Genomic DNA, 24321 nt, shown 5'->3' on the forward strand with positions numbered 1-24321 from the left:
AGTTATCAGTTCCGACAGCGGCGGTCGCCACGAAGACCGGAGGGAAGCTTCGTTTCCGGGGCTACCCGTCAGCGGAGCATCGTACCTCGTTCGGGCATTTCTCGATAGGTTTTTTATCACTCTTTCACAATGGCCTGGAGAGTGATGTCATGGACCAGACCGTGGTAGAGCAAATTGGGACGATCGTCGGCGAGAACAACTATTCCACTAGGATTGCGGACCGATACACCTACGGTTTCGACGCGTCCATCCACCACGTGACGCCAGACATCGTTGTCCAGCCCCGGAGCACCGAGCAGGTATCCCAGCTGGTAAAGCTCGCTAACAAGCTCAAGATACCCATCGTACCACGGGGGGCCGGGACCGGCCTGTGCGGGGGTGCGGTACCGCTGAAGGGCGGGATGGTCATCGACCTCACCCGCATGAACAAGATCAAGGAAGTCAGGGTCGAGGACCTGTACTGCGTGTGCGAGGCCGGCGTGATCTACGACAGCCTCCAGAAGGCCCTGGGCCCGTACAAGTTCACCTTCCCCCCGACCCCTGGTAGCGCCGAGGCCTGCACTGTTGGAGGCATGGTAGCGACCAACGCCTCGGGCATGCGGGCGGTCAAGTACGGGGGGACCCGGGACTATGTTCTAGGTTTGGAGGTTGTCCTTCCCACCGGGGAGATAATACAGGTCGGTACCCGGACGCTTAAGAACGCTTCCGGCTATCAGCTAGAGAGGTTCTTCGTAGGGAGCGAGGGTACCCTGGGCATCATCACTCAGGTCACCCTGCGCATCGTCCCCAAGCCCAAGAAGATGGCCATGATCCTGGCCGGCTTCGACAACCTGGAAAAGGCCGGCAAGTGCGTTTCCGCCCTCATCGCCAAGCCCCTACTGCCCTCCGCGGTCGAGCTGATGGACTCCACCTGCATCCGCGCGGTGAATAAGGCCATCAACGCCGGCCTGCCGGACGTGGCCGCGCTGTGTATGATCGAGGTCGACGGTGACCCCAAAGTGGTGGCCGACGAGCTGGTGGAGGTCGTCAAGGTCGCCGAGTCCATCGGTGCGATCGGACTGCAGCAGTCCGACGACCCGGCCCAGATGGCCAAGTGGACCAACTCTCGCAAGAGCGTGATGTCCGCCTTGTCCCGCTATGGCGCGGGCATGGTGTCAGTGTCCCTGGCTGATGACATGGCGGTGCCTATATCGAAGATCCCAATCGCGGTAGTGGAGTTCGCCAAAATCGCGGAGAAGTACGGCGTCATCATCGGCACCTATGGCCACGCCGCTGATGGTAACCTGCATACCAAGATGCTGCTGAACCCGGAGTCCCCGGAGTCCTGGCGCCATGGCGAGATGGCGGTGCGGGACATCTTCGACACCTGCGTCCGCCTGGGCGGTACGGTCACCGGCGAGCACGGGGTCGGCATCTCCAAGGCACCCTACTTCCAGAAGGAGCGGGTCACCGCCCTGGGAGCCATGGCCGCGATCAAGAAGGCGCTCGACCCGAACAACATCATGAACCCCGGCAAGATGCAGGAGTGGGAGGGGTGCATCATCCAGCACCTCCGCTACCCCTGCCCTGATCAGAAGGATTGATCAGGCCAGGATGCCGAGCAGAAGCAGCATGGCCAGGACTACGGTCGTCCCGAAGGTGACCGCGTAGACCGGCACGCTCCAATGCAGCACCTTGGAGCCGTCGAGTGGAGGGATAGGCAGCAGGTTGAATACCGCCAGCAGGATGTTCACCGAGCCGATCCAGTACACGGCGATGGCCAGTAGGCCGTTCTGCAGCCACAGTCCGAGGCCGAGGAACAGCAGCCCGAGGCCGAGATTGGTCAACGGGCCAGCTATGCTGATCAGGCCGTTCTGCTTCCTGCTGATCGCCCCCTGGATGTACACCGCACCAGGCGCGGCGAGGAGGAAACCGAATACCGCGGTCACCACTGCAAGCAGCAGCCCCATGGGATAAGCCCGGAACTCCGCCCAAGCCCCGTTGCGCTGCGCCACCACTTTGTGGGCCAGTTCGTGGAGCATGAACCCGGTCAGCACGGCCACGAAGGAGCTGCCCAGGGCGTAGAGGATGAACTCCACATTAGATAGACCAGTAATGGACGAACGGAGGAACGACAGGGTGAAGGCCAGGGTCAGGGCCCCGACCGCCAGCATTATGTGGCGGATTTCCACCCGGCCGAACCTGATCTTTCCATATCCTGACGGTATATGGATGGTGTTCTGATCGTACATTTATTCTTACTCACCCCCTAGCGCCTCTTAAAGCTTCGGTTCTCAATGCCGGTAAACGAACCATGCCGGCGCACCCACCGCTAGAAGGCGAATGCCAGGATGGCCAGGATCATGAAAGTCAGGAACAGCCGCTTGGCCACCGACCGCGGGAAGCCCGACATCCCGGTGGCGCCGAGCAGGGCGGAGACAATGGCCAGTATGATGAATGGGATCGCCAGTTCCAGGATCATCGCGGCACCTCCAACCTTTGTTCTTTCGATCGATCTATTTATCCCTTAGGCGCCGCCCCTAGCTTCGGGCGGGCCTTCTGGTGCGACCTCGGCGAGGTCAGGTCCGGCGCGCGATCGTGGAAACTCTCTTCGCCCCACATCCAAGCGACGCGGCATGCCGGACGGGGCGGAGTAGTAATAGCTGCCTTCGCAAAGGACGGGGGCGAAGGGCAAATACTTGAAATATAAGGCGCATTTAAGTCGGATGCCCCATTTCGAGCATGGTAAGGTCGGCCTCCGGTGGTGCGACAGCTGCGGAACGTTGATCCTCGGTCAGCGCTGCGACGTCTGCTCCTCGGCCGGAAGGTACTTCGAGGTATCCAAGCCTGGGGACATCAGGCCATGCATGGGGGAGAGCACGAACGTGCTCATCAGCCTCTTCGACAGGCACTTCGGGGCCTCGGACTTCCTGCGCAACCGCACTGTCTTCCTGAACAAGGTGGCGGGGGAGGACCGGACCGACGAGATCGTGTTCCAGGGTATGATCATCGGCGTTCTGCGATACGATCTGCGGTCCTGCGGCTTCCAGCTCGACCTTCGCCTGGAGGGTGCGCTCCTGTTGCACCCGCTGGCCAAGAAGGGTGTGGTCATTGTCGGCCACGACTCCGGCCATCTCAAGGGCAAGACCCTCCCCGGCAGCGCCATCAAAGAGGTGCGGGGGGAGTTCGAGGCGGGAGACCCGTTGATCGTGGTCGCCGGGAATCTGGTGTGCAGCGCGGTGGCTAAGGTATCGAGCAAGGAGATCTCCACCGCGCCGAAGGCCATAGGAGTCCGGGACGTGGGAAAAGGAACGATCGAGGTCGGCAAGCGGCGCTCCTCGTGGACCGGTTTCGTCAACGTGAACGAGAAGCACTTTCGAGCCCTGGAGTCCCGGGCGGTCTCCGACATCAAGTCCTTCGTCGGCAATAATAAGCTGCCGGTGACCCTATCGTTCAGCGGGGGAAAGGATTCCCTGGCCTGCTACGGCCTAGCCTTGAGGGCGGTGCCCCAGTTTTCCCTTATCTTTGTCAACACCGGCCTGGAGTTCCCGGAGACGGTCAAGTACGTCCAGGACTTCGCCCGCAAGAACCGCGAGCGCCTGCTGGTGGCCGATGCGGGAGATGCGTTCTGGGAGCAGGTCGGTTCGTTCGGCCCGCCGGCCAAAGACTTCCGGTGGTGCTGCAAGGTGTGCAAACTGGCCCCCTTGACCGATCTGATCGAGAGGAACTTTCCTCAGGGGACGGTGACCATCGAGGGCAACCGCGCCTACGAGTCCTTCGCCCGCTCCACCATCTCTTTCGTGGAGCGGAACCCCTTCGTTCCCAATCAGGTCATCCTCAACCCTGTCCGGGAGTGGAGAGCGGCGGAGGTGTGGGGATACATCTGGTGGAGAAACATCGATTACAATCCCCTCTATGAGATGGACTATGAGCGGATCGGTTGCTACCTGTGCCCCTCCTGCCTGGAGAGCGAGTGGCGGAACACGGCGCGCATACACCCGGATCTCCATGCCGACTGGGATGAGCACCTCAGGCAGTGGTCGAGGGATTGTGGGGGAGGGGAGGAATACGTCAAGTATGGCTTCTGGCGCTGGAAGGTGTATCCGAGGAAGATGCGCCAGTTGGCGGACGAGGTGCATCTCAGGCTCCCCCAGGTCCGCTCCGACCGGCTGGACCTCAAGTGGGTCAAGGGCGTGTCCCCTTGCCTCACCGGAGGGTACTCGGCTGAAGGGGTGCTGTCAGTCCCCCGCAAGAGGGACTTTTCCCGGGTCGTCGAGTCGCTCAAGACCATCGGCCAGGTCAAGTACTCCCATGAGTACGAGATCGCCCTAGTCAAGACGAAGGACTGCACCCTTAAGGTCTTCGGTGGAGGCCAGATGGTCGCCACCGGGCCAACGCCGGAGAAGGCCCACGCCATCTTCGAGGCCGGAGGGAAGGCGTTACTGAGAGCCCAGCTGTGTACCGAGTGCGGCATCTGTGTGCGTAATTGTAAGGACCGCGCCATAACCATTGACCATGGGTTCACGGTGGACGAGGAGAGGTGCAAGCGATGCGGGAGGTGCACCGCGGCCTGCGTAGTAGCCCACTACTACGACAAGCTCGTCACCTAGACATCAATTTAAATAGTGACAATCGGTCCTCTTGACGGATGGACTTCACCTCATACGTGGCGGCGGCCATCGGCTTTGCGCCTCCCATCGCATTGATGCTGTGGACTTTGCAGAGATACACCTATCCCAAGGTCGAGCGGCCTTACTTCAGCGATCCCAGGCTTTTCGGCATGTTCACTGTGGGCATCGTCATTGGCGCGCTGCTGTACCTCGTCTCCATCTTCCTATCGGCCGAGTACGCCTTCGTCGGCTTCCTCCTTGAGGAGGCGGTCAAGCTCATGATCATGAACATGCCCAGATTCCAGAGGAGGGCGGACACTCCATTCTACGCCTTCGGGCTGAGCGCGGGCATGGCCACCGCCCTGGCCTATGGGGTGATCAACCGTGCGCTAACCATGACCGGGTTCGACGCCCTGGCGATTACGATCATGGTCGCGTACTCGATCATGACGGCATTGCTGCAGATATCCACCGGGACGACCATCGGCATGGGGGTAGCGCGGGGTACTCCGTGGCCGTTCTTCGGCCAGGCCGTGGTTGTTAACTTAGCATATGTCCTCATGCTCGCCCCGTCTAGCACGGCGTTCGTAGGTAGCGGAGCAATGGCCTCCGTACTGTTCGTGGCTGCTTTCGTCTTCGTGGCGCTGTATTATTACTACGTGCATCAGAAGATGCTGCCCCTCTACGTCAGGGAAGCATTGGTCAAGCTCGGGGAGAACAAGCCTAAGAAAGCGAGAAAGGTTCCCAGGACGAAAGATTGAAAGCTTGCTAGCCCGTGTTTATAAGGCGTGGAGCGGGTGAAAAGGAGGCGTCCGGCGGCCAGGGCGGCCGCGATGGCAGGCGTCGTGGTGATAGTCATCCTGGTGCTGCTGATCCCAGCGGTTCAGGCATTCTTCGTCGATCTCATGACCTCGCCGTTCCGGCCCCGTTACCCTGAGAGTGCGACCTTCACCCTTGAGAGGTCTTTGACCGTTGACGCCAACGGTGGAAACATCATCAGTTACGACTTCGACATCTGCGAGCCCGTATCCATCGTTCAGAACGGCTATTCCATTCAGAACGTGAGCTCAGTCCTATATTCGCCCCAGGTGTCGTTCCACGAGGACCGGTACGGATATAACTGGGTGGGGTGGAACGGAACGTCTCTTTCCGGCAGGGAGACCACGACCTGCTCGGCCACCTATCAGGTAACGGTGCGCACCCACATCTGGAGCATTGACCGCCAATCTTCTCTGGGCATCGATCAGGTGCCCCAGGGGCTGCGGGACAGGTATCTGCATGACGAATGGCAGGCGACCAATGGTCCCCTCACCGCTGGAGGATACATGATCGACATGACCTCTCCAGAGGTCGTCTCGACGGCCCAGGCCATCGTGGGCAACGAGACCAACGTGTATCAGGTGCTGAAAGACATCTATGACTGGATGACGACCAACGTGCGGTACTCGGCCGCTGCCTCGGGCGGGGAGCCACAGACCGCGCTGGAAACCCTGGTGACAAGGAGTGGGGATTGTGACGACCAATCCATCCTGTTCTGCTCCCTGGCCCGGGCCGCTGGGGTTCCCGCATGGCTGCAGATGGGGGCACTTTACGTCAGCGCCGACGACAGCTGGGGAGGGCACGGCTGGCTCCAGGCATACATCCCGTTGGCCTCGGGAGGAGGGGAGAACGTGACCATCGATGTAGTCAATAAGGACTTCCTGGTCTTCCGTCCCAACCGATTTGTGGACTTCACCGATGACGGGGTCGGAACTCATCTGGCCGATTACTATTACACCTTCCAGACGACCTACGATCGGGATTCCTATGCCGCGGGTACACCGGTTTTCAGCGAGGTATACACCAAGCTGAGCTATGAGGAATCGAGCAAGAAGGTCAGCCAGGGCGGGGTGTACCTCCTGAATCGCGACCTCATGCTGCCCGGTACCGACCGGATCCGACCTCATACATGATGCCCGCCTCCAGGAGGAGGTTGATGACGCGCCCCAGTTCCTCCTCCTCGACCTCTCCCAGTGCCTGCTTGAGATCCTCCCTGGACGCCTCACCGCGCTCACCGATGGCTCGGACAATTAGCGAACGGAGCGCCTGGCGGTCGCGGACCGTCCTTCGCTCTACCATCGGGGGAGAGGGAGCGCCGGGCCTCTCTATGTCATAGACTAACCGCTCCCCTACCTGCCGGACACCCTCGGCCAGCTCCTTGGGGGAATCGGTGGAAAAATAAACCTTGGCCTTTCGCACCTCGATCCTATGCCCGCAGCGCGGGCAGGTGACCCGGGCTGAGGAAAGGTCCGCTCCCTGCACCTGGGTGCAGCGCGGACAGACGATTACTCCCAGCATCTAGTATTCAACGAAGACCAGAGCGGCGACGCAGGCCCCATAGTTGTCCATGGGTACGGAGAGCTCCTCGATGCGATACTCGATGGTCTCCATCTCGATCCCCCGCAGCTTAGCCATCTCGTCCATCTTCCATTCCATTATCTCACGGAGGGCCTTCTTGGATCCGTGAATGTGCCCTTCAGCCACGTACCCGCCCCGTCCGTCCTTGCGGAACCCGTAGGCGATGCCGGCGGAGATCATCTCGCCCTCTCCACCCCTCATCTGTGCGAGCACACAGTGGGTGACCGCTCCCATGGGCAACTCCCTGATGCCCACCTGCTCGGCTCCCACCGGGAGAACGGAGGAAACAGAGACGATGTTCAGTTCACCGATGCCGGCTTCGAGCAGGGCCTTATCGAAGGCATTGAGGTCGGAGACCTTGCTCACGGCGCAGCCAGAACTGATGAAGAACTTCTTAGGAACGAGATGCATGAATCGATGTAATTAGGACCCCGAATTTAAGGGTTTCCCCCTGTTTTCTGACCTCGAAGGCTGCCTCCTGGCCTTGTTGCGCGGGACCCTTGCCCGAGAAGTCACTTTCCGGCCTCGGCGCCGCCGGAGCGGGCACGACCGAAGCGGCCGTTAGCGCCCCCGATGTCCCGAAACTCCCGCTCGAGCATCTTGACCTCACGGGTACTGAGCGCGCCCGGACTTATCGGTAGGAGGAAGATTGAGTCGGTCACCGCCGCCGCCTCGGACAGCAGTTGAACGAACTTGAGGATCTTGACGAAGTTGGTCTGCGAGACCAGGTACTCGAGGCCGCTGATGAGAAAGACCGCCCCAGAATTCTGCTCCAGGAACGCTTTTATGTCGCTGTAGATTAGAGGGATGTTCGTCGGTTCCAAAGAGTTGCCCTTCTCCCCCTCGTAGGAGAGCCAGATCATCCGTGCACCATCCAGGTCGAAGGCCTTGCGCAGCTTTTCAGGAAACTCCCGGGAGATGCATAGTCCTGGGCTGCCGTGGGCCAGGTAATCGGACATGATCTCGAACGCCTCGCGTGCGTCCTCCGACTCAATGAGGTATGAGCAGCCCGACTCCAGTTTATACCTGCGGCCAGCCTGGGCGGTAGGGCGGTGCTTACTGACCAGCAGAACGTCCGACGGCGTCAGTTGGTGCGTGCACCTCTCGGCGCCCTGGGACATGCAGGCCATCTCAGTAGCCTGGTACCGGCGACCCAGGAGGCCCGACACGATCCCTGCCAGGTAGCCGCGGGTGAAGTCGCACTTGCGTCCCCTCGCTGCCTCTACCGACTCATCAAAGGTCACCACGATCTCTTCGGCGGTCGCCTTCACCACGCTGGAGCGCGACAGTCCGCTCTCCGACCACAGCTGCGTGAACACCTCGGGGAAGTGCTCCAGGGAAGTGGGTGGAACCTCGAGGATGGACACCAGAGTCATCCCGGCCTTGAAACCAGTGCGCTCCAGGGTCTCTCCCGCATGCTCCTCGGCAAGTAGCTCCAGCTCTTCCCGGAGGGAGAACAGCGCGGCTGCGGGCATGACGAAGAAAGGGTTCAGGGGGACACCCCCAAGATCTGCCTGCCGAGACGCTCGAACGCGTCCTGGACCCCAGCCCCGGTCTTAGCGCTGGTGTACAGAAAATCGTTGCCGAGGACCTTCTTGACCTCGCCCACCTCCTCGGCGCCCAAGGATGAGGGCAGGTCGGCCTTGTTCACAAGTGGGATGAGCGGCACGGTTCCGGTGACCTCCTCGAGGTCACGCTTCCACTCCGGCAGTTTCAACAGCGTATCCGGCCGGGAGTTGTCGCATACTAGGAGGGCGCCGTTAGCGCCGTTGTAATAGGCGCCATGGAGCGCCTTCTGGGATTTCTGACCAAGGATGTCCCATATCATGAGCGTTAGTTGGACATCATCAAGCTCGATTACTTTCTTGGATACCTTGGTACCGAAGCTCATAATATAATTGTCACTGAAGCTATTGAGGACATACCTGCCTATCAGGCTCGTCTTTCCGACTCCCCCGTCCCCAAGGAGGCAGACCTTTCTGATAATTTTCTTCTTCTCCATGGCAGGCCAAAAAGAATCGCCATGTATCTATATAATATTTGGCTGGTAAAAACCAGCCTGACCCAGGCAGGGATCGATCATCCGTCGGCCAGTTCTCCGAGCCCCCCATGATCGAGACTCCCCATTACCCATCCTGTCAGGACGGACATAGGCGCCCATGTCATGCTCGTCAAGCCTCCCTGAAGGTCGTCAGGGAACCGATGGAAAGTAATATGCCCTCGGTAAGGCCATGAACGCCCATGGCCGACCAGATACAAACCCATCGCACTCCTGAAGGCATTCCGGTGATCGTGGAGTGTCTCCCCTCTGCTCATTCCGCGTCCTTCTCGGTGTACTTCGGCACGGGCTCCCGAGACGAGACCGACGAGCAGGCGGGTATCGCTCACATGCTGGAGCACATGCTGTTCAAGGGGACCGAGAACCGCACCGCCCGGCAGATGGCCGAGGAGATAGAGGCGGCGGGCGGGGAGCAGAACGGCTACACCACCAAGGAGGTCACTAGTTACCAGGCCTACGCCCTGGAGGAGACGGTGGAGGTCGGTGAGGCCATCTTGGCGGACATGGTGTTGCACCCCCTTCTGTCCATGGATTGCCTTGCTACCGAGCGGAACGTGGTGATCCAGGAGATCAGGATGCTGGAGAACGACCCTGAGGATAACATCCACGTGCTCTTCAATGAAACCCTATGGGGCAACCATCCCATGGGTCGCTCGGAAGCGGGTTCGGTGGGCACGGTGTCCTCGCTATCGGACAAGGACATCCGCTCCTTCTTCCAATCTCATTATAGGCCTCCCAAGATGGCCGTGGTGGCGGTGGGCAACGTCAATGAGGGACAGGTGATGGAGTGGGCCTCCCGTTCGTTCGATGATCTTGACGTCAAGAGGTCCTCGGGGACCAGGGATGCCCCCGCCCCCATGGCCCAGTTCAGGGTGTTCCCCCGCGATGACAAGCAAGCCTACGTGGGCTTGGGCTTCCCCGGCCTGAGCGCGGTGGACCCCGACCGTTTCGCCCAGCGTCTGCTGGCATCCCTGCTGGGAATGGGCACATCCTCCCGCCTGTTCCAGGAGATCAGGGAGCGTTCCGGCCTGGTGTACGAGATATATGCGTCATCGGGCAGCTACACCGATTGTGGTTCGTTCAGCGTGTTCTACAACACCGCGGTGAAGGACCAGGAGAAGGTGGCCAGGCTGGTGGCAAAGGAGATCGGACGGCTGAAAGCCGAGGGGTTGGAGAAGGGCGAGCTGCAGAGGTCCAAGAACCTTTGGAAGGGAGCGTACGTCCGCCGGCTGGAGAGCACCGAGTCCCGGATGGTCCGCCTGGGCGAGGTGTTCATGGCCAGTGGGGAGGTGCTCACTCCCGAGGAAACGCTGTGCCGGATGGAAGCGGTGACCGAGGAGAGCGTCCTCAAGGTCGCCCAGCAGGTCCTGGTGCGAAACAAGCTGGCCATCGCCATGCATGCGCCGGGCAAGGAGAGCGAGGTCCAGGCCCGTAGCCTTGAAGACCTAGATATGTAATCAATTTTGGGCGATGAGTTCGAGGACCTTGTCCACTGTGCAGCCGAGGGCTGCCTCCACCTCGGGGGTCATCTCCTCGCTGACGGTGAACACGTCGTTCGCCTCCACCGCCACGAACAAAATTTTCTTGGGGAACCTGTCAGGCTCCAAGGTCCTCCCCAGCGCCAGGGTGGTGGCCACGTTGGCCTCGTGGGGGTTGGTGCCATGAACGGTATCGCTGAAATCCTCGGGGGACAACACCATAATCGTGCCCGCGGGATGACCCGACTTGATGATTGCATCGACAACGATGACCAGCTCGTAGTCGAGCATGATCTCGATGAGGTCCAGCCCGCTGACGCAGGCCTCCTCGAGGTCCACATCCGGAGTCCCCCGGTTCTTAAGCTCCTGCAGGACCCTCAGGCCGATGGCGTCGTCACACATGATCGGACTCCCTATGCCAAGCACAAGCGTTCGGTTTCTCATCCCCCCGCCCAATAGGAGGGGGATAGAAAAGGTTTCCCCAACAACCGCCGGAGTTCCGGCGGATTTCATATCCTCGCCTGACCATCACTCGACGGATGACTGCCCACGAACTGAAGCTGGAGCCTGCGGTGACCCTCAGGGTAGGTAAGGCCACTCTGACCACCCGACAGCTGGAGGTCCTCCGGGCGGTTTACGAGGAGGGAAGCCAGAACCGGGCCGCGGCTCGCCTCGGCATTGCCGCTCCGGTGCTCAACCGCCACCTCGCCCATATCGAGGCCAAGGCGGGGACGGCGCTACTGTCGGCAAGCCCCCGGGGGACTGACCTCAACGAGGAGGGGGAGCGTATCGCTCTCGAGTACATCGCCCTGAGCAAGCGGGTGGCTTCCACCGGCGGAACGGTGATCGGGGGGACGGTCATCACCGAGGAAATGCTCTTCGCCGCAATGACTGCGGCTGACCCAGATGGTGAATGCGACTTGATCATCTCCGACGATCAGCGCAACCTCAAGGACTTCCGGGCGGGGCTGATGGACATCATTGTCCTTGACGACCCGATGTACCTCTTCGACCTTGAGAGTGTGAGCTGGCAGGAGGTCGCCACCGACCGCCTCCTTCACGTCGATCGCGGGCCCCGCTACGCCAGGTGCATGTACGGGGCGCAGAGGATCGGGTTCCGGCATCTGGAGAGCATCGGTATGGAGTACGCCGTCGTGCGCACCTTCCGCTCCGCTGAGCAGATGGCTTCCTCCGGGCTAAGCTACTTCATCAACGAGTCCCTAGCCTTGAGGAAGGGGCTCAAGGTCAGGAGCGACACAGACCCCTCCAGGCTGGTCCACCAGATTAACGCTGTGTACCGCCGGGAGACCCCTCGGGTGCGTCGGCTGGTGACGGCGCTGAGGAAGGTCGGACGGAGGGTATAACCCATTTAGGTTATACGGCCCCCATTTTTTCCTTAAGTTTATATAACGTCGAGCCTTGACTCAGCTCAAGGTGAATTGATTGTCATCTCCTAAGGAACCGAGCGCAGACTTCGCCGAGGCCGTGAAGAAGCAACACGGCGGCGAGACCTTGATGATGTGCTTCCAGTGCGGTACCTGCACTGGCAGCTGCCCCTCCGGTCGCATGACCTCGTACCGGACCAGAAAGCTCATCCGCAAGGCCCAGCTGGGCCTGAAGGACGACGTCCTGAAGTCCCCCGACCTGTGGATGTGCACCACCTGCTACACTTGCATGGAGCGCTGCCCCCGTGGTGTCGAGATCGTCGACATAATCACCGTCCTGAGGAACATGGCGGTAAAGGAGGGCATAATGTCCGAGGAGCACCGCAAGGTTGGAGAGTACCTCCTGGCCAACGGCGCTACCATCCCCCTCAACGCCAAGTACGAGGACGCCCGCGAGAAGCTGGGCCTGTCCCGCCGCCCAGTGAACACCCTGGGCGACAAGAAAGCCCTCGAGGACTTCCAGAAGGTCCTGAAGGCCACCGGATTCGACAAGCTCATCGGAGGTGCTTGAAATGGCTAAGAAGTACGCGCTGTTCCTCGGTTGCGTGGCTCCCGCCAGGTACCCTGGGATCGAGTCCTCCACCCGTGCCGTTTGCAAGGAGCTGGGCCTGGAGCTCGTGGAGCTGGAGGGTGCAGGCTGCTGCCCCGCCCCCGGTGTGATCAAGTCCTTCGAGACCGACGCCTGGTTGGCCATCGCCGCCCGGAACCTGGCTCTCGCCCAGAACAAGGGTGCGGACATAATCACCATCTGCAACGGTTGCTACGGATCGCTGTTCGATGCCGCCCACGTGCTGCACAACGACCCGGAGAAGCTCCGCGCCGTCAACAAGATCCTAAGGGAGGTCGGTCTGGAGTACAACGGGGACGTCAAGGTCCACCACTTCGCTGAAGTCTTCTACAAGGAGATCGGCCTGGACCACATCAAGTCCCACGTGAAGAACCCCCTCGACCTCAAGGTCGCCGTCCACTACGGCTGCCACTTCCTCAAGCCCAGCAACATCAAGGCCCTGGACGACCCCGAGCGTCCCAAGCTGCTCGATGAGCTGGTCGAGGTCACCGGCGCCAAGAGCGTGAATTACAAGGACAAGATGATGTGCTGCGGCGCCGGCGGCGGCGTCCGGTCCGGGAACCCTGCCCTGGCCACCAAGTTCACCGAGGAGAAGCTGAAGAACATGAAGGCGGTGGGTGCCCAGTACATCATCGATGTCTGCCCGTTCTGCCACCTGCAGTTCGACAGGACCCAGAAGGACGTCAAGGGATACGACATCCCGGTAATCCACCTGGCCCAGCTCTATGGCCTCGCTCTTGGCGTGCCCAAGGAGAAGCTCGGCCTCGATCTCCAAGAGATCCCGGCGAAGATCTAAGGGCCGAACGGAGGCTCGTCCCTCCCTTTTCAAACGCTTTCCCGCTCATTTTCTTTATTTTATTTTCATAACTAATAATAATCTGGCTAGGCCAAAAATGGCCAGCGTATATTCTATGATTTTAGAATCGAAATATATGTTTCCGACCAGCACCCTTAACAGTTAATATTCTCAACTGAGATAGAAAAGATATTGAATAAGAAGTGCAATGTCCTTTTCCAGATAAAAATGCCTACGAAAACCGCAACTAAGCCTACCAAGCCCGCCGCGAAGGGCAAGGTCACCGCCGCTCCAGTAAAGAAGACCGCCGCCAAGCCGGCCGCCAAGAAGGCTGCCGCGCCGAAGAAGGCTGCGCCCAAGAAGGCGAAGGCCGAAGCGAAGCCGGTGGCCAAGAAGACCGCCGCCAAGCCGGCCGCCAAGAAGGCTGCCGCGCCGAAGAAGGCTGCGCCCAAGAAGGTCGAGGCAAAGAAGACCGAGGCGAAGGAGGTAGTGAAGAAGACTGCTGCCGCGCCGAAGAAGGCTGCGCCCAAGAAGACCGCCGCCAAGCCGGCTGCTAAGCCCGCCGCGAAGAAGCCCGCGAAGACGAAGTAATCCAAGATCCGTCGATCGGGACCCCGAACTGAGCGATCTGCTCGCAAGGTCATGAAGGGTAGTATCGATCTTCCGATAAGGCAGAGGGACCCCTCGCGGGGGCACGCAAAAGTTTTTATAAAAGTGGTACCTTCGACCTTTATCCCGTTCACCCGAGCATGACGGCCCCATAATGTTGTGGACCGCTGCACGATCACGGAGGTTTACTCATGGCGGTTAAGAAGGCGAAGACGGCAGCGCGTAAGGTCAAGGACAAGTGGAAGGCAAAGGAGTGGTACAAGCTATATGCTCCCCGGATGTTCAACCAGGTAGAGCTCGGCGAGACCCCCAGCTCCGACCCTGCTGCGCTGATGGGAAGGATCAGCGAGGTCACCGTCCACGAGCTGACCGGCGACTTCTCCAAAATGCACATCAAGATCCGCTTCAGCGTCAACGACGTTCGCGGCTTGGAGGCACACACCACCTTCATCGGCCATGACCTCACCAGCGACTACGTCCGCAGGCTCACCCGGAGGAAGAGGACCAAGACCGACCACGTCGTCGATGTCCGCACCAAGGACGGGTTCAAGGTCCGCATCAAGCCGATGAGCATCACTGAGCAGAGGATCCAGGCGGCACAGGAAACCGCTATTAGGAACATCATGACCAGCACCCTCACGGACCTGGCAGCCAACATGACAGTGTCCGAACTGGTGAAGGCCATCATCACTGGTGATCTGTCCAAGGACCTATCCAACGCAGCCAAGGTCATCATCCCTATCAAGAGGATAGAGGTCCGCAGGAGCGAGGTCCTGGAGGCCGGTACTGCGGCCGCCGACGAGCCGAGCATCCAAGAGAGATTCGGCCAGGAAGCGGCGGAGCAGGCGGCAGCACAGGCCGCCATGGCTCCGGCGGAGGAAGCCCCCGCTGAGGAAGAGGCCCCGGCGGAGGAAGAGGTCTCCGAGCCCGCGGAGAGCGAGGAGAATCTCGAAAACGTAGACTGAATCTGAACAATGCCGGGGTGGCTCAGCCTGGTGGAGCGACGGACTCATAAGGTCCTGGCCCTGCGCCAGGGTCCGAGAGATCCGTAGGTCATGGGTTCAAAGCCCATCCCCGGCACTAACTTTTATCTTCGGGGCGCGAGCCCCTTCTTCACCGCCTCGCTGGTGGCCATGCCAACCTCCATGCGCATCCTTCAAGTATATGGACTAAGATAGGATAAGTTCGGTGAAGCGTTGAGGTTGATAATCTATACTGGGAAGGGTGGAGTGGGGAAGACCTCGGTCGCCGCTGCCACCGCCCTGCGAGCCGCCCGGATGGGCTACCGAACCCTTCTGATGTCCACGGATGCGGCCCACTCGGTGTCCGACTCCCTCGAGGTGCCCTTGTCGGGCAGCATAACCAGGGTCGAGAAGAATCTCGATGCCATCGAGATCGACATGCTCCATGAGCTGGAGACCCGGTGGAAGGAGGTCCAGAAGTATGTTTCTGACTTCTTCATGTCCCAGGGGATGGACGGGATCACGTCGAAGGAGATGGCCGTCATGCCGGGCATGGAGCTGATGTCTGCCCTGTTCTACATCGATGACTTCTACAACCGCGATGCCTACGACGTGATCGTGATGGACACCGCCCCCACCGGAGAGACGCTCCGGCTGCTGAGCTTCCCCGAGGTCTCGGAGTGGTACACCGACCGGCTGTATGGCGTGGTCAAGAACATGCTCCGCTTCGCGCGCGTCACCGTGGGTAAGGTGATGAGCACCCCCCTGCCCTCGGACGAACTGCTCAAGGACCTCGAGGTCCTGGGGTCCAGGATGCAATCGGTCCAGAAGATCCTGATGGACTCCGAGATAACTTCCGTCCGCCTGGTGGTGAACCCGGAGAAGATGGTCATAAATGAGACCAAGCGGGCGTTCACCTACATGTGCCTCTATGGCCTCACCGTTGATTGCCTTGTAGTCAACCGGCTGATACCCGAGGGCAGCGATGGTTACTTCAAGGGGAAGATGGAAGAGCAGGAGAAGTACATGCAGATCATCAACGAGTCCTTCAACCCTCTCAAGGTGCTCAAGGCCTACCAGCTCCCCCTGGAGCTGGTCGGGATCAAGTCACTGGAGACGCTGGGAAACATGGTGTTCGGGGATGTCGACCCGGTCACCCACTTCTCCACCGACAAGCCGATGGACATATATTCCAACGACGGCATGGACATTATATCGCTGAAGCTCCCCTTCACCATGAAGGATACCGTCAACCTGTATATGTCTGGCGATAACCTGCTGGTGGAGGTGGGGCACTATCGACGGTCCATCGCCCTTCCGACAACATTCGCTAGGAGGGAGCCCAGCAAGGCCGAGTTCAAGGACGGTCGGTTGCTGATCATGTTCAGGAGTGATAGGGATGGAGGAAAACACCGGACAAAATGAGCAGGAGGTCGAGGACGAGATGACCCGTCAGAGGCGCATCAGGTTCGATGCCGAGAGGATGGGAGAGACAATGTTCTCCAAAGAGACTCGCGACCATCTGGTCAGGGCGAGCACCGAGATCGTCCTGGCCGTGGACTCCATGATTCCGCGAGACATGGTCCCCGAGGATGTCAAGCAGCACTACCTGGCCGCCAAGCGGGAGACCTTGATGTTGGTGCGCTCCCTGCTGGACGCCCAGATCAATATGGTCCAGGACCTGGAGACCAAGAAGGAGCCGCCGGAGGCCGGGCTGCGTAAGATCGCTCTGGACTAGATCATTCGATCGGGTCCTGGACGAAAATCTCGCGGCACTCCGCGCACAGCAGCGGACCGCGGCCGGACGCCATCCCGGTCTGTTTCAGATTGTACGAGTAGTTGCCGCAGTTTTCACAGTAGCCTATGAGGGATTCCGCCTCCCTGATATCCTCCGCCGGAGCGTTGATGTTCTTCCACTCCCGGGTGATCTCGATCAGGGAGGGCGACAGCCGGGTGATATCGTTCTCCGTGAGCATGCCCATCAGACGACCGTCCACCACCACCGGCAACCGGCGCAGCTGGAGGCGAGCCATTTTACGCCCGGCCTCGGCCACGCTCTCCCGGGGCTTCACCGTGACTAGCGGGGCGGACATGATGTCCTCCGCTCTCACCTCTCCCGGCTGCAGGTCCTCGGCGACCAGCTTTTCGACGAAGTCCCGCTCGGTGACGATGCCCATGGGGCACCCGTCCTTGATGATGATTACGCTACCGACCTTCATGGCCCTCATCAGGACGGCAAGATCCCTGGCCGTAAGGTCGGGACTGCCGACGACTGGCACCTTGCTCATGATCTCCTCGACATAGATGTCCCGCGCACGTTCCATGGCCATGGCGTTAGGATGCGAACGGGCGGTAGAAATACGTTGGTCCTTCCCGAGGCAGAGTGTCCCTCGCAACTATGATAAATGTCCCCATCGCTTCACTTTCTTGGGTCTAGATATGAAGGACAGCGAGGGTGAGCTGGCGGTCAGGATGGCCAGGCAGGCGGTGGAGGCCGAGGCCAGGGGAGAGGACGACGGTCACGTGGACGCACCGGAGAGCTTTCGCGACAAGCGTGGGGTGTTCGTGACCATAAGCTCATACCCAGGCCATCTGCTGCGGGGATGCATCGGTTTCCCCGAGCCGATCTTCTCCCTGGCATCGGCGATCCTGCAGGCTGCCCAGCACGCCTGCCACGATCCCCGCTTCGAGGACCTTCAGGCCGATGAGCTCGATATCAACGTCATTGAGGTGACGGTGCTCACGCCCCCCGAGGAGATCAAGGTGGGCGACCGTAGGGACCTTCCCAAGATGGTCAAGGTGGGAAGGGACGGCCTGATCGCCGAGTTCGGACCCTACCGCGGCCTTTTACTGCCACAGGTGCCGGTGGAGTGGGGATGGGACGCCGAAGAGTTCTTGGGGCAGGTGTGCATGAAGGCGGGCATGGGTCCCGACATGTGGCTCGACCGGCGCACCACGCTCTACCGCTTCGAGGGCGAGATCTTCGCTGAGGAGAGCCCCCGGGGCAAGGTGGTCAGAAAGGAGATCACTCATGGAGCTTGTCGTTGAAGGCCGCGCTTTCGTTCGCGGCAGATTGTCCAACTGGTGCATAGGCATCGAGGATGGCAGGATAGTTGAGCTGGGGAAGAGCCTCAAGGGCGAGGAACGATTGGACTGTCGGCACATGCTTGTGCTCCCGGCGGCGATCGATCCCCACGTCCATCTCCGCGACCCCGGGTTGACTGCCAAGGAGGACTTCTCCACGGGAACCCTGGCCGCCGCCTGCGGAGGGGTAGGCTGCGTGCTGGACATGCCCAATACTCTACCTCCGGCGGTCAAGCTCATCGACCTCAAAGAGAAGATGGAGGTCGTGGCCGGTAAGGCCTGGGTCGACTACGGGCTGTTCGCTGGCTGCGTTCCAGGCGGCAAGCTGGAGGGGATGGCCCCTCATGCCATAGCCTTCAAGATGTTCATGGGGTCCTCGACCGGCAAGCTCTTGGTGACCGAGGAGAGGGACATGCTGCACATCGGTCAGGCGGTGAAGGCCACGGGCAAGGTGCTCAGCGTGCACGCTGAGGACGAGGCCCTCATCGGTTCCGAGATGGAGCATAACCTCTATGATCATCTAAAGAACCGGCCGTCCAAGGCCGAGGTGTCGGCCATCCGGAAGCTCCCGGCTCTGGGCTGTCGGATCAACGTCTGCCATGTCTCCTCGGCCGAGGGGCTCCTCACGGCCCAGGAGCTTGGCCTTGACAAGGAGATCGCCGCGCACCATATGCTCCTGGACCGTGACTCGAAGAGGGGACCGTACGCCAAGGTCAACCCTCCCCTGCGCACCGAGCAGGACCGCCTTGCACTACTGCAGGCGTTCATCGCCGGACGGATCGAGATGCTCGGGTCGGACCACGCCCCGCATACTATCGAGGACAAGGAGCAGGAGTTCTCCGCGGCCCCTTCGGGAATGCCTGGTGTAGAGACCCAGGTCCCCCTCATGCTCGCTTTGGTGAAGAAGGGCCTGCTGCCGCTGGACGTCCTGGTCCGGGCGATGGCCGAGCGGCCGGCAGAGACGTTTGGCCTCAACAAAGGGCGGATCGAGGAAGGTCGGGACGCCGACCTCATGATCGTTGATACGCGGACCATGGCCGGCATAAAGGTTAATAACCTCCATAGCAAGTGCGGCTGGACCCTCTACGAGGGATTCGACGCGATTTTCCCCCACGCCACCATGGTGCGCGGGAGCGTGGTGGTGGAGGACGGGAGCGTCACCGGAGAGAGGGCAGGCAGGGACGTCGTTGCTTGAGCTAGATGTTGATATGTCGGAGCTGGAGGGCAGGAGCTTCACCTGTGATGATAAGTGCGGGTTATGCTGCCTGTGCCAGGCCGAAGTACTGCCCCATGAGGTCCCCTTCTTCAAGAAGAACCACCCGTCGCGAGTGGTGATGAAGGCCGAGCCCCACCGCCACGTGGCCTTGGCCCTCAAGGGCGGAGAGGGACCGTGCACCTTCCTCACCCCCAGCCGCCGGTGTCAGATATACTCCGATCGTCCGCACTATTGCCGCCAGTTCCCCTTCCACATCTATGTCGGCACCAGGGTCCAGGTCGAGCTCGACCTCTCGTGTCGGGGAGCATGGTACGGAGGGAAGGAGGACGCCCTGGTGGTCGGTGGTAAGATGATCGCCGATAACCGTGAGGTACTGGTGCGTACCCTCCAGGAGTCGAGGGAGGTCTACCGCGAGTTCGAGACCAACGCCGTCGATGCTGGCATCTACCGCGCACCGGAGGTCCTGCGCCGCAACGCCGTCGCCCGAATCGGGGAGATGGCCGACGTGCAGTACCTAGCTAAGGTTCTCGACCTCTCGGCCGAAGACGACGAGATGGAGGCATTACCCGCCCCCTTGAAGGGCGCGGAGTATGAGCGCAAGGAGCTAGAGGAGTCGGCCCGGGAGACCGGTCTGGAATCGTTGAGCGCCGAGGATGTGTTCTCCGCTCCGGTGTACTGCGACCCCCGGGGCGGGTGGAACCTGATGCTGTCGAGGAACGGAAAGGTCGAGTGGTCGGTGATGAACGATGACGGTGGCCTCACCCCCGTTCGTTCCATCGATCCCCGGCAGGTGCCGCTTCTAGCTCCCGAGGGCGAGGGCGTGGACGTCTTCCGAGCGTACATGGGGACACTGAACCGCAGGGACTCGATGTTCGGCTACGCCTGCTACCTCGTCGATGACTACGGATATGAGGACCACTTGGCGAATACCTACTACGGTGCTCTCGCGGCAGCGGCGCTGGACCTGCTGTGGCGCTCCTCCCTGGTCACATATATGCGCGGCGGGAAGCTCGACCGGCAGGGCATGATCGAGGGCATAATCTCCTATGACATGGACCGACTGGACGCCCCGGCCATCGGGGCATTCATCTAGTCCTAGACCTAGCAACTTTAAAATAGTCCTCGGTTTATGGGGCAGATTGGTGGCTGTAACATGCAGAAACCTCTGACCGTTCTGAACCAGGCGATCAACCGTCCCGTGATCGTCGAGCTGAAGGCAAACAGGGAGTACCGGGGTGTCCTGGACGGATACGACCCGCACATGAACCTGGTCCTTAAGAACGCGGAAGAGCTCATCAACAACGAAGTGGTGAGAAAGCTCGATGTGACCATCGTGCGCGGGGACAACGTCATTTACATTTCACCGTAAGGAGATGAGGAAATGGGAAAAGGCACTCCGTCAATGGGTAAGAGGTCGAGCGGCAAGTCACACATCCCCTGCCGCCGCTGCGGGAAGAGCGCGTACAACATGCAGAAGGGAGTCTGCGCTTCCTGCGGATACGGAAAGACCGCGAGGTTGAGGTCCTATTCCTGGGCCAAGCAGCACTAAGTCCATGTTCGAGAGCATGGACGACAAACCCGGGCATTATTGCGGGGTTGTCGCCATGGCGTTGGACACCAACGCCGCTCCCGAGCTGAAACGTTCTCTAAGGATCATCCAGCACCGTGGCCAGGAGGCCGCTGGTGTCGTTGTTTCTGATGGTATCAACACATCCTATGTAAGGGCTGCCGGGCTGGTCCATGAAGTGTTGGCCGGCAGGGATTTCGAGGCCCTCAAGGGTCAGATGGGCATCGGTCACGTTCGCTATGCCACCACCGGATCGGCCTGTTCCCAGAACGCCCAGCCCATCGTCGTCACCTCGTCGTCCGGGGATGTGGCGCTGGGTCACAATGGTGACATCGTCAACTCAGCGAAGCTGAGGGCCAAGTTCCAGAGCATCGGGTGGGCCTTCCTCACCACCACCGATTCCGAGATCATCGTTCGGATCCTGGCTAACGAACTCAAGCAGGGTGGGGACCCGGTCAAGGCGATCCGTTCCACCATGAAGTTCCTGGATGGTGCCTATTCATTGGTCATAATGGTCGGCGGTCGCGTGTTCGGGGTGCGCGATCCCCTGGGCTTCCGCCCGCTGTGCGTCGGCAAGCTCTCCCATGGTTATTGCATCGTTTCCGAGTCCTCAGTCTTCGACGTCCTCCAGGGGGAGTTCATCCGCGACATCCTGCCCGGAGAGATAGTCGAGATCACCAAGGACAGTATCATACCTTCCCGTATGGCCGGTCCCGCCCACCGCGCCCACTGTATGTTCGAATGGGTCTATTTCGCCCGCCCAGACTCGGTGATCGACGGCCGTGAGGTGTACGATGTCCGCAAGACCATCGGTAAAGTGCTGGCGAGAGAGCAGCCGGCGAAGGCCGATGTGGTGATACCGGTCCCCGATTCCGGGCGCGCCCACGCTCTCGGCTATTCCTTGGCGTCCGGCATCCCCTATGACGAGGGGCTCATGAAGAATCGTTATGTCGAGCGCACCTTCATCATGCCCGAGCAGGCCCAGCGGGAGGAAGGAGTCAGCATAAAGCTCAATCCGATAAAATCGACCATCGAGGGGCGGCGGGTCGTGGTAGTCGACGATTCCATGGTCCGGGGGACGACGTTGCGCAAGATCGTGCAGATGCTTCGCCGGGGTGGGGCCAAGGAAGTCCATGTCCGCATCGGCTGTCCGCCTGTCCGTGCGCCGTGCTACTACGGCATCGACATGAAGACCAGGGAGCAGTTTATCGCCAACAACAAGACAGTCGAGCAGATCGCCGAGTACCTAACCGCCAACAGTCTCGGTTACATATCGCTCAAGGGTCTAGAGGAGGCGCTGCGGATCCCCGACAACGACCTTTGCCTGGCCTGCCTGAACGGGGAGTACCCGACCAACGTCCCCGGCGAGAAGATGCGCTTCCAGAGGAAGCTGGATATCTAGACACTTCTCTTCCGCCCATGAGGGCACATGGCGATGCACATGCCACATGCCCCCCGCTCCTTCCTGTTCTCCAGCTCGTGAAGATAGCTCTGGCAGGCTAGGGCGTCATAGCGAGCTTCCCGCGGCTCAACCTCCCTGAACGCCAGACCCTTGATCGCCTTCGCCGGGCAGGCATCGACGCAGGCGCGGCAGAAGCCGCATGCCTCACTCAGAGGGGTGCCGGCCGGAAGGGGCGCGTCAGTAAGCACCGAGACCCACCGAACACGGGGGCCGAACTGCGGTGTGATCAGCAAGCAACTGCGGCCGATCCACCCCAGGCCAGCCAGATGGGCAGCGAGCTTGTGGGAGAACATGGCGCAGACGCGTTCGTCATCGATGCGCTCGCTCGCGGGAACGGGCAGCGCTTTGTATCCGGCGGACTGGAGCGTCGAGGCCAGGCGGGAGGCGATATCGTTCAACCGACGGTTCACATACTCGTAGCATTCGGTCTGGTAGGTCACCGCCACGGCCCTGGTCTCCCGACCCTCCCGCAGCTGGTCGACGATGCTATCCATGAGCCGGATGCCGACGACGACAGCTCTCGGGTAATCGTCCGCGTCGATGCCGCCCTGCCTCAGCATCTCATCCCGAGCCAGGCTGAGGTCGGCAACACCGTACAGATCCCCGCCCAGGCGTCGGACGAGGCGGGGCATCTTCTCGTGCAGCTCCATGATGGGCGCATCGACGGGCAAGCAGATAATGCTCTCCTGAGGCTGCATCAGGTTCCAAGGTCTGGGACGTCATGAAAACCTTTAATTAGGGGCATCTCTTTGCCAGGTAACACTGGGCAGGTAGATCAGCTGGAAGATCGCTACCTTGGCATGGTAGAGGCCGGGGGTTCAAATCCCCCCCTGTCCACTTCTAACAATATCCAGTTTATTCGTATTATGAATCACCGTTGGTTTGAGCGTTGGGTCCGTCTATTGTTTTGTGCCAAATAGCTCGTACTTAGCTTTGTATAAAAAAGCCGTCAGCCATTCATATAGACAGATACCTGCCCATGCTCACACTAGCCCAGTAAAAACGCGATAGCTACAATTAGCAGAGTGATGGCCATGCCGATTCCTATCCAGCGACGAATAGCTCTAGATTCTTTCGCTGAGGGACTGAAAAGATTGTCGTCTGATTTTTGTTGCGAAGCAGTTTGCTTTTCTATTAGACTTTCATTTAAACTCCGACCATGCATATCCCCATGTATTGGAGGAACCATAGGTGGCGACAAAGAGGACATTAATTGAAAATATGCATTGAGTCACTTAATGGTATTCCTTTAAATTTGTTAAAGAAAGTGAAGGAGTGCGGGCCATCTCGACGCCCTCTGCCAAGAAATTCGCCCACATCTTTCCATTGTAAGAAATCCTGATACTCTGGCCAGTCGATGTTTTGGAGAGTTCTCTTCCTGTCCATGCCCCCATTATATCTTGTCTGTTCACAATCTGAGTCAATAACGGTGTTTTGATACCTTCATCTGACTATTCTATGTGTCCTTCAGCCTATGCCTGCACCTCATTTCCATACGATAGTATAGTCCCTGAGTTGGGGGCGAAACGGTCCCTGCCTCAGTTGCGCGAACAGGGTCCGGGGTAGACCCATCTCGCCGTTCATGATGGTCGAGGTCAGCGTTTGACGGAAGCCTCCCTTTGGAGTTTATCATGCAGGTAACCAATTGCCATTCCAAGAGCAAGAATCCTCAGAACGTTGAACAATGCACCGATAAGGAAGTAACGCGAGGCATCACCCATCGTGAGAAAACGTGCAGGACCTTCGAGCAAGATCGTGACGATGATTAGGGCGATCAAGCTGAGCATCACCGATTTCAATATTGGATTCTTCGTTGGAATGTCGTCAAAAAATCGAAGCAAGAGATAGCTGACAGAGAACCCGATGATCAGGCCACCGATCAAAGACTCAACAATCATGGGGAGATAAGAGATCGAAAGAGCAGCCCCATATTCGGCGGCAATGGAGGTCCGGGAAATTGCGAAGTTCGTTAACCAGAATGCCGCTGCCCCCACCATGGTCATTTTGTACAACTTTTTGTAGACATCCTGTGGCGTTTCCCGTATCCTTGGATCAGCAGCTTGGGATTCCATTGGTGATCAGCCAAAAT

General features: G+C 59.9%; 28 protein-coding genes and 2 tRNA genes. 20 read left to right on the top strand and 10 right to left on the bottom strand.

Annotated features, from left to right (window positions below; all coding sequences use genetic code 11):
- Positions 1-149 precede the first annotated feature (149 nt).
- Complete coding sequence (locus tag SA339_12835; GenBank protein ID MDW5564098.1) at positions 150-1583, top strand: FAD-binding oxidoreductase; 1434 nt, start codon at positions 150-152, stop codon at positions 1581-1583.
- Here the strand turns inward: SA339_12835 and SA339_12840 are convergent, their stop codons facing one another.
- Entirely contained in the window at positions 1584-2231 is a 648-nt protein-coding gene (locus tag SA339_12840) for a site-2 protease family protein (protein ID MDW5564099.1), read from the bottom strand.
- 80 nt (positions 2232-2311) lie between these two features.
- Positions 2312-2461 (bottom strand): DUF1328 family protein, encoded by a 150-nt coding sequence (locus SA339_12845; GenBank protein MDW5564100.1) that lies wholly within the window; start codon positions 2459-2461, stop codon positions 2312-2314.
- A 244-nt stretch (positions 2462-2705) separates the two neighbouring features.
- Between SA339_12845 and SA339_12850 the strand changes: the two genes are divergently transcribed.
- The 3 genes from SA339_12850 to SA339_12860 are packed head-to-tail and all read left to right on the top strand — an operon-like array spanning position 2706 to position 6541.
- The gene (locus tag SA339_12850) at positions 2706-4589 is read left to right on the top strand and encodes a phosphoadenosine phosphosulfate reductase family protein (GenBank protein MDW5564101.1); all 1884 of its coding nucleotides are present in this window, start codon (positions 2706-2708) and stop codon (positions 4587-4589) included.
- 38 nt (positions 4590-4627) lie between these two features.
- Complete coding sequence (locus SA339_12855; protein MDW5564102.1) at positions 4628-5350, top strand: hypothetical protein; 723 nt, start codon at positions 4628-4630, stop codon at positions 5348-5350.
- Between the two features lie 27 nt (positions 5351-5377).
- Positions 5378-6541 carry a transglutaminase-like domain-containing protein gene (locus tag SA339_12860; GenBank protein ID MDW5564103.1) on the top strand — a complete coding sequence of 388 codons (1164 nt, stop codon included), beginning with the start codon at positions 5378-5380 and terminating at the stop codon, positions 6539-6541.
- Here SA339_12860 and SA339_12865 read toward each other — a convergent pair.
- From SA339_12865 to SA339_12880, 4 genes are all read right to left on the bottom strand, one after another.
- On the bottom strand, positions 6501-6926 hold the full coding sequence (locus SA339_12865) for a hypothetical protein (GenBank protein MDW5564104.1): 426 nt from the start codon (positions 6924-6926) through the stop codon (positions 6501-6503). The genes SA339_12860 and SA339_12865 overlap by 41 nt on opposite strands.
- A complete protein-coding gene (locus tag SA339_12870; GenBank protein MDW5564105.1) occupies positions 6927-7397 on the bottom strand; it encodes a pyruvoyl-dependent arginine decarboxylase in 471 nt (156 codons plus the stop codon). It lies immediately after the preceding gene.
- 101 nt (positions 7398-7498) lie between these two features.
- Positions 7499-8461 (bottom strand): DUF835 domain-containing protein, encoded by a 963-nt coding sequence (locus tag SA339_12875; GenBank protein MDW5564106.1) that lies wholly within the window; start codon positions 8459-8461, stop codon positions 7499-7501.
- A 14-nt stretch (positions 8462-8475) separates the two neighbouring features.
- Complete coding sequence (locus tag SA339_12880; GenBank protein ID MDW5564107.1) at positions 8476-8988, bottom strand: Rab family GTPase; 513 nt, start codon at positions 8986-8988, stop codon at positions 8476-8478.
- 239 nt (positions 8989-9227) lie between these two features.
- Between SA339_12880 and SA339_12885 the strand changes: the two genes are divergently transcribed.
- Positions 9228-10502, top strand: a complete 1275-nt coding sequence (locus SA339_12885) for a pitrilysin family protein (GenBank protein MDW5564108.1) — start codon at positions 9228-9230, stop codon at positions 10500-10502.
- On the opposite strand, the gene SA339_12890 is transcribed toward SA339_12885, so the two are convergent.
- Positions 10503-10967, bottom strand: coding sequence for a hydrogenase maturation protease (locus tag SA339_12890; GenBank protein MDW5564109.1), 465 nt, complete (start codon positions 10965-10967; stop codon positions 10503-10505).
- A gap of 95 nt (positions 10968-11062) precedes the next feature.
- On the opposite strand from SA339_12890, the gene SA339_12895 reads away from it, so the two are divergent.
- The 8 genes from SA339_12895 (at position 11063) to SA339_12930 (ending at position 16641) form a co-directional block, all read left to right on the top strand.
- Positions 11063-11887, top strand: coding sequence for a LysR family transcriptional regulator (locus SA339_12895; protein MDW5564110.1), 825 nt, complete (start codon positions 11063-11065; stop codon positions 11885-11887).
- 79 nt (positions 11888-11966) lie between these two features.
- Positions 11967-12479 (top strand): CoB--CoM heterodisulfide reductase subunit C, encoded by a 513-nt coding sequence (gene hdrC, locus SA339_12900; protein MDW5564111.1) that lies wholly within the window; start codon positions 11967-11969, stop codon positions 12477-12479.
- Position 12480: 1 nt separating this feature from the next.
- Positions 12481-13332 (top strand): CoB--CoM heterodisulfide reductase subunit B, encoded by an 852-nt coding sequence (gene hdrB, locus SA339_12905; protein MDW5564112.1) that lies wholly within the window; start codon positions 12481-12483, stop codon positions 13330-13332.
- A gap of 228 nt (positions 13333-13560) precedes the next feature.
- Positions 13561-13923, top strand: a complete 363-nt coding sequence (locus SA339_12910; GenBank protein MDW5564113.1) for a hypothetical protein — start codon at positions 13561-13563, stop codon at positions 13921-13923.
- Between the two features lie 209 nt (positions 13924-14132).
- A complete protein-coding gene (locus SA339_12915; GenBank protein ID MDW5564114.1) occupies positions 14133-14906 on the top strand; it encodes a 30S ribosomal protein S3ae in 774 nt (257 codons plus the stop codon).
- 11 nt (positions 14907-14917) lie between these two features.
- Positions 14918-15021: transfer RNA gene (locus tag SA339_12920), tRNA-Met, on the top strand.
- 116 nt (positions 15022-15137) lie between these two features.
- Positions 15138-16328 carry an ArsA family ATPase gene (locus SA339_12925; GenBank protein ID MDW5564115.1) on the top strand — a complete coding sequence of 397 codons (1191 nt, stop codon included), beginning with the start codon at positions 15138-15140 and terminating at the stop codon, positions 16326-16328.
- Positions 16303-16641, top strand: coding sequence for a hypothetical protein (locus tag SA339_12930; GenBank protein ID MDW5564116.1), 339 nt, complete (start codon positions 16303-16305; stop codon positions 16639-16641). Before SA339_12925 ends, SA339_12930 begins: the two co-directional genes overlap by 26 nt.
- Position 16642: 1 nt before the next feature.
- Here SA339_12930 and SA339_12935 read toward each other — a convergent pair whose 3' ends face one another.
- Positions 16643-17233, bottom strand: coding sequence for a CBS domain-containing protein (locus SA339_12935; GenBank protein MDW5564117.1), 591 nt, complete (start codon positions 17231-17233; stop codon positions 16643-16645).
- A 109-nt stretch (positions 17234-17342) separates the two neighbouring features.
- On the opposite strand from SA339_12935, the gene SA339_12940 reads away from it, so the two are divergent.
- From SA339_12940 to purF, 6 genes are read left to right on the top strand one after another with little or no spacing between them, the layout of a single operon-like run.
- Entirely contained in the window at positions 17343-17951 is a 609-nt protein-coding gene (locus SA339_12940; GenBank protein MDW5564118.1) for a TIGR00296 family protein, read from the top strand.
- On the top strand, positions 17935-19182 hold the full coding sequence (pyrC, locus tag SA339_12945; GenBank protein MDW5564119.1) for a dihydroorotase: 1248 nt from the start codon (positions 17935-17937) through the stop codon (positions 19180-19182). Before SA339_12940 ends, pyrC begins: the two co-directional genes overlap by 17 nt.
- Positions 19175-20296, top strand: coding sequence for a YkgJ family cysteine cluster protein (locus tag SA339_12950; protein ID MDW5564120.1), 1122 nt, complete (start codon positions 19175-19177; stop codon positions 20294-20296). Before pyrC ends, SA339_12950 begins: the two co-directional genes overlap by 8 nt.
- A gap of 60 nt (positions 20297-20356) precedes the next feature.
- Entirely contained in the window at positions 20357-20572 is a 216-nt protein-coding gene (locus SA339_12955; protein ID MDW5564121.1) for an LSM domain-containing protein, read from the top strand.
- Between the two features lie 12 nt (positions 20573-20584).
- Positions 20585-20752 (top strand): 50S ribosomal protein L37e, encoded by a 168-nt coding sequence (locus SA339_12960; GenBank protein ID MDW5564122.1) that lies wholly within the window; start codon positions 20585-20587, stop codon positions 20750-20752.
- 4 nt (positions 20753-20756) lie between these two features.
- Positions 20757-22172, top strand: coding sequence for an amidophosphoribosyltransferase (gene purF, locus SA339_12965; GenBank protein MDW5564123.1), 1416 nt, complete (start codon positions 20757-20759; stop codon positions 22170-22172).
- On the opposite strand, the gene SA339_12970 is transcribed toward purF, so the two are convergent.
- Positions 22169-22930 carry a 4Fe-4S double cluster binding domain-containing protein gene (locus SA339_12970; GenBank protein MDW5564124.1) on the bottom strand — a complete coding sequence of 254 codons (762 nt, stop codon included), beginning with the start codon at positions 22928-22930 and terminating at the stop codon, positions 22169-22171. The genes purF and SA339_12970 overlap by 4 nt on opposite strands.
- A gap of 66 nt (positions 22931-22996) precedes the next feature.
- On the opposite strand from SA339_12970, the gene SA339_12975 reads away from it, so the two are divergent.
- Positions 22997-23069: transfer RNA gene (locus SA339_12975), tRNA-Ala, on the top strand.
- Positions 23070-23827: 758 nt separating this feature from the next.
- Here the strand turns inward: SA339_12975 and SA339_12980 are convergent.
- Positions 23828-24304: a hypothetical protein gene (locus SA339_12980; protein ID MDW5564125.1), complete on the bottom strand. Its 477-nt coding sequence runs from the start codon at positions 24302-24304 to the stop codon at positions 23828-23830.
- Positions 24305-24321 lie beyond the last annotated feature (17 nt).

The sequence above is a fragment of the Methanomassiliicoccus sp. genome (genome assembly GCA_033485155.1).
Lineage (GTDB): Archaea > Thermoplasmatota > Thermoplasmata > Methanomassiliicoccales > Methanomassiliicoccaceae > UBA6.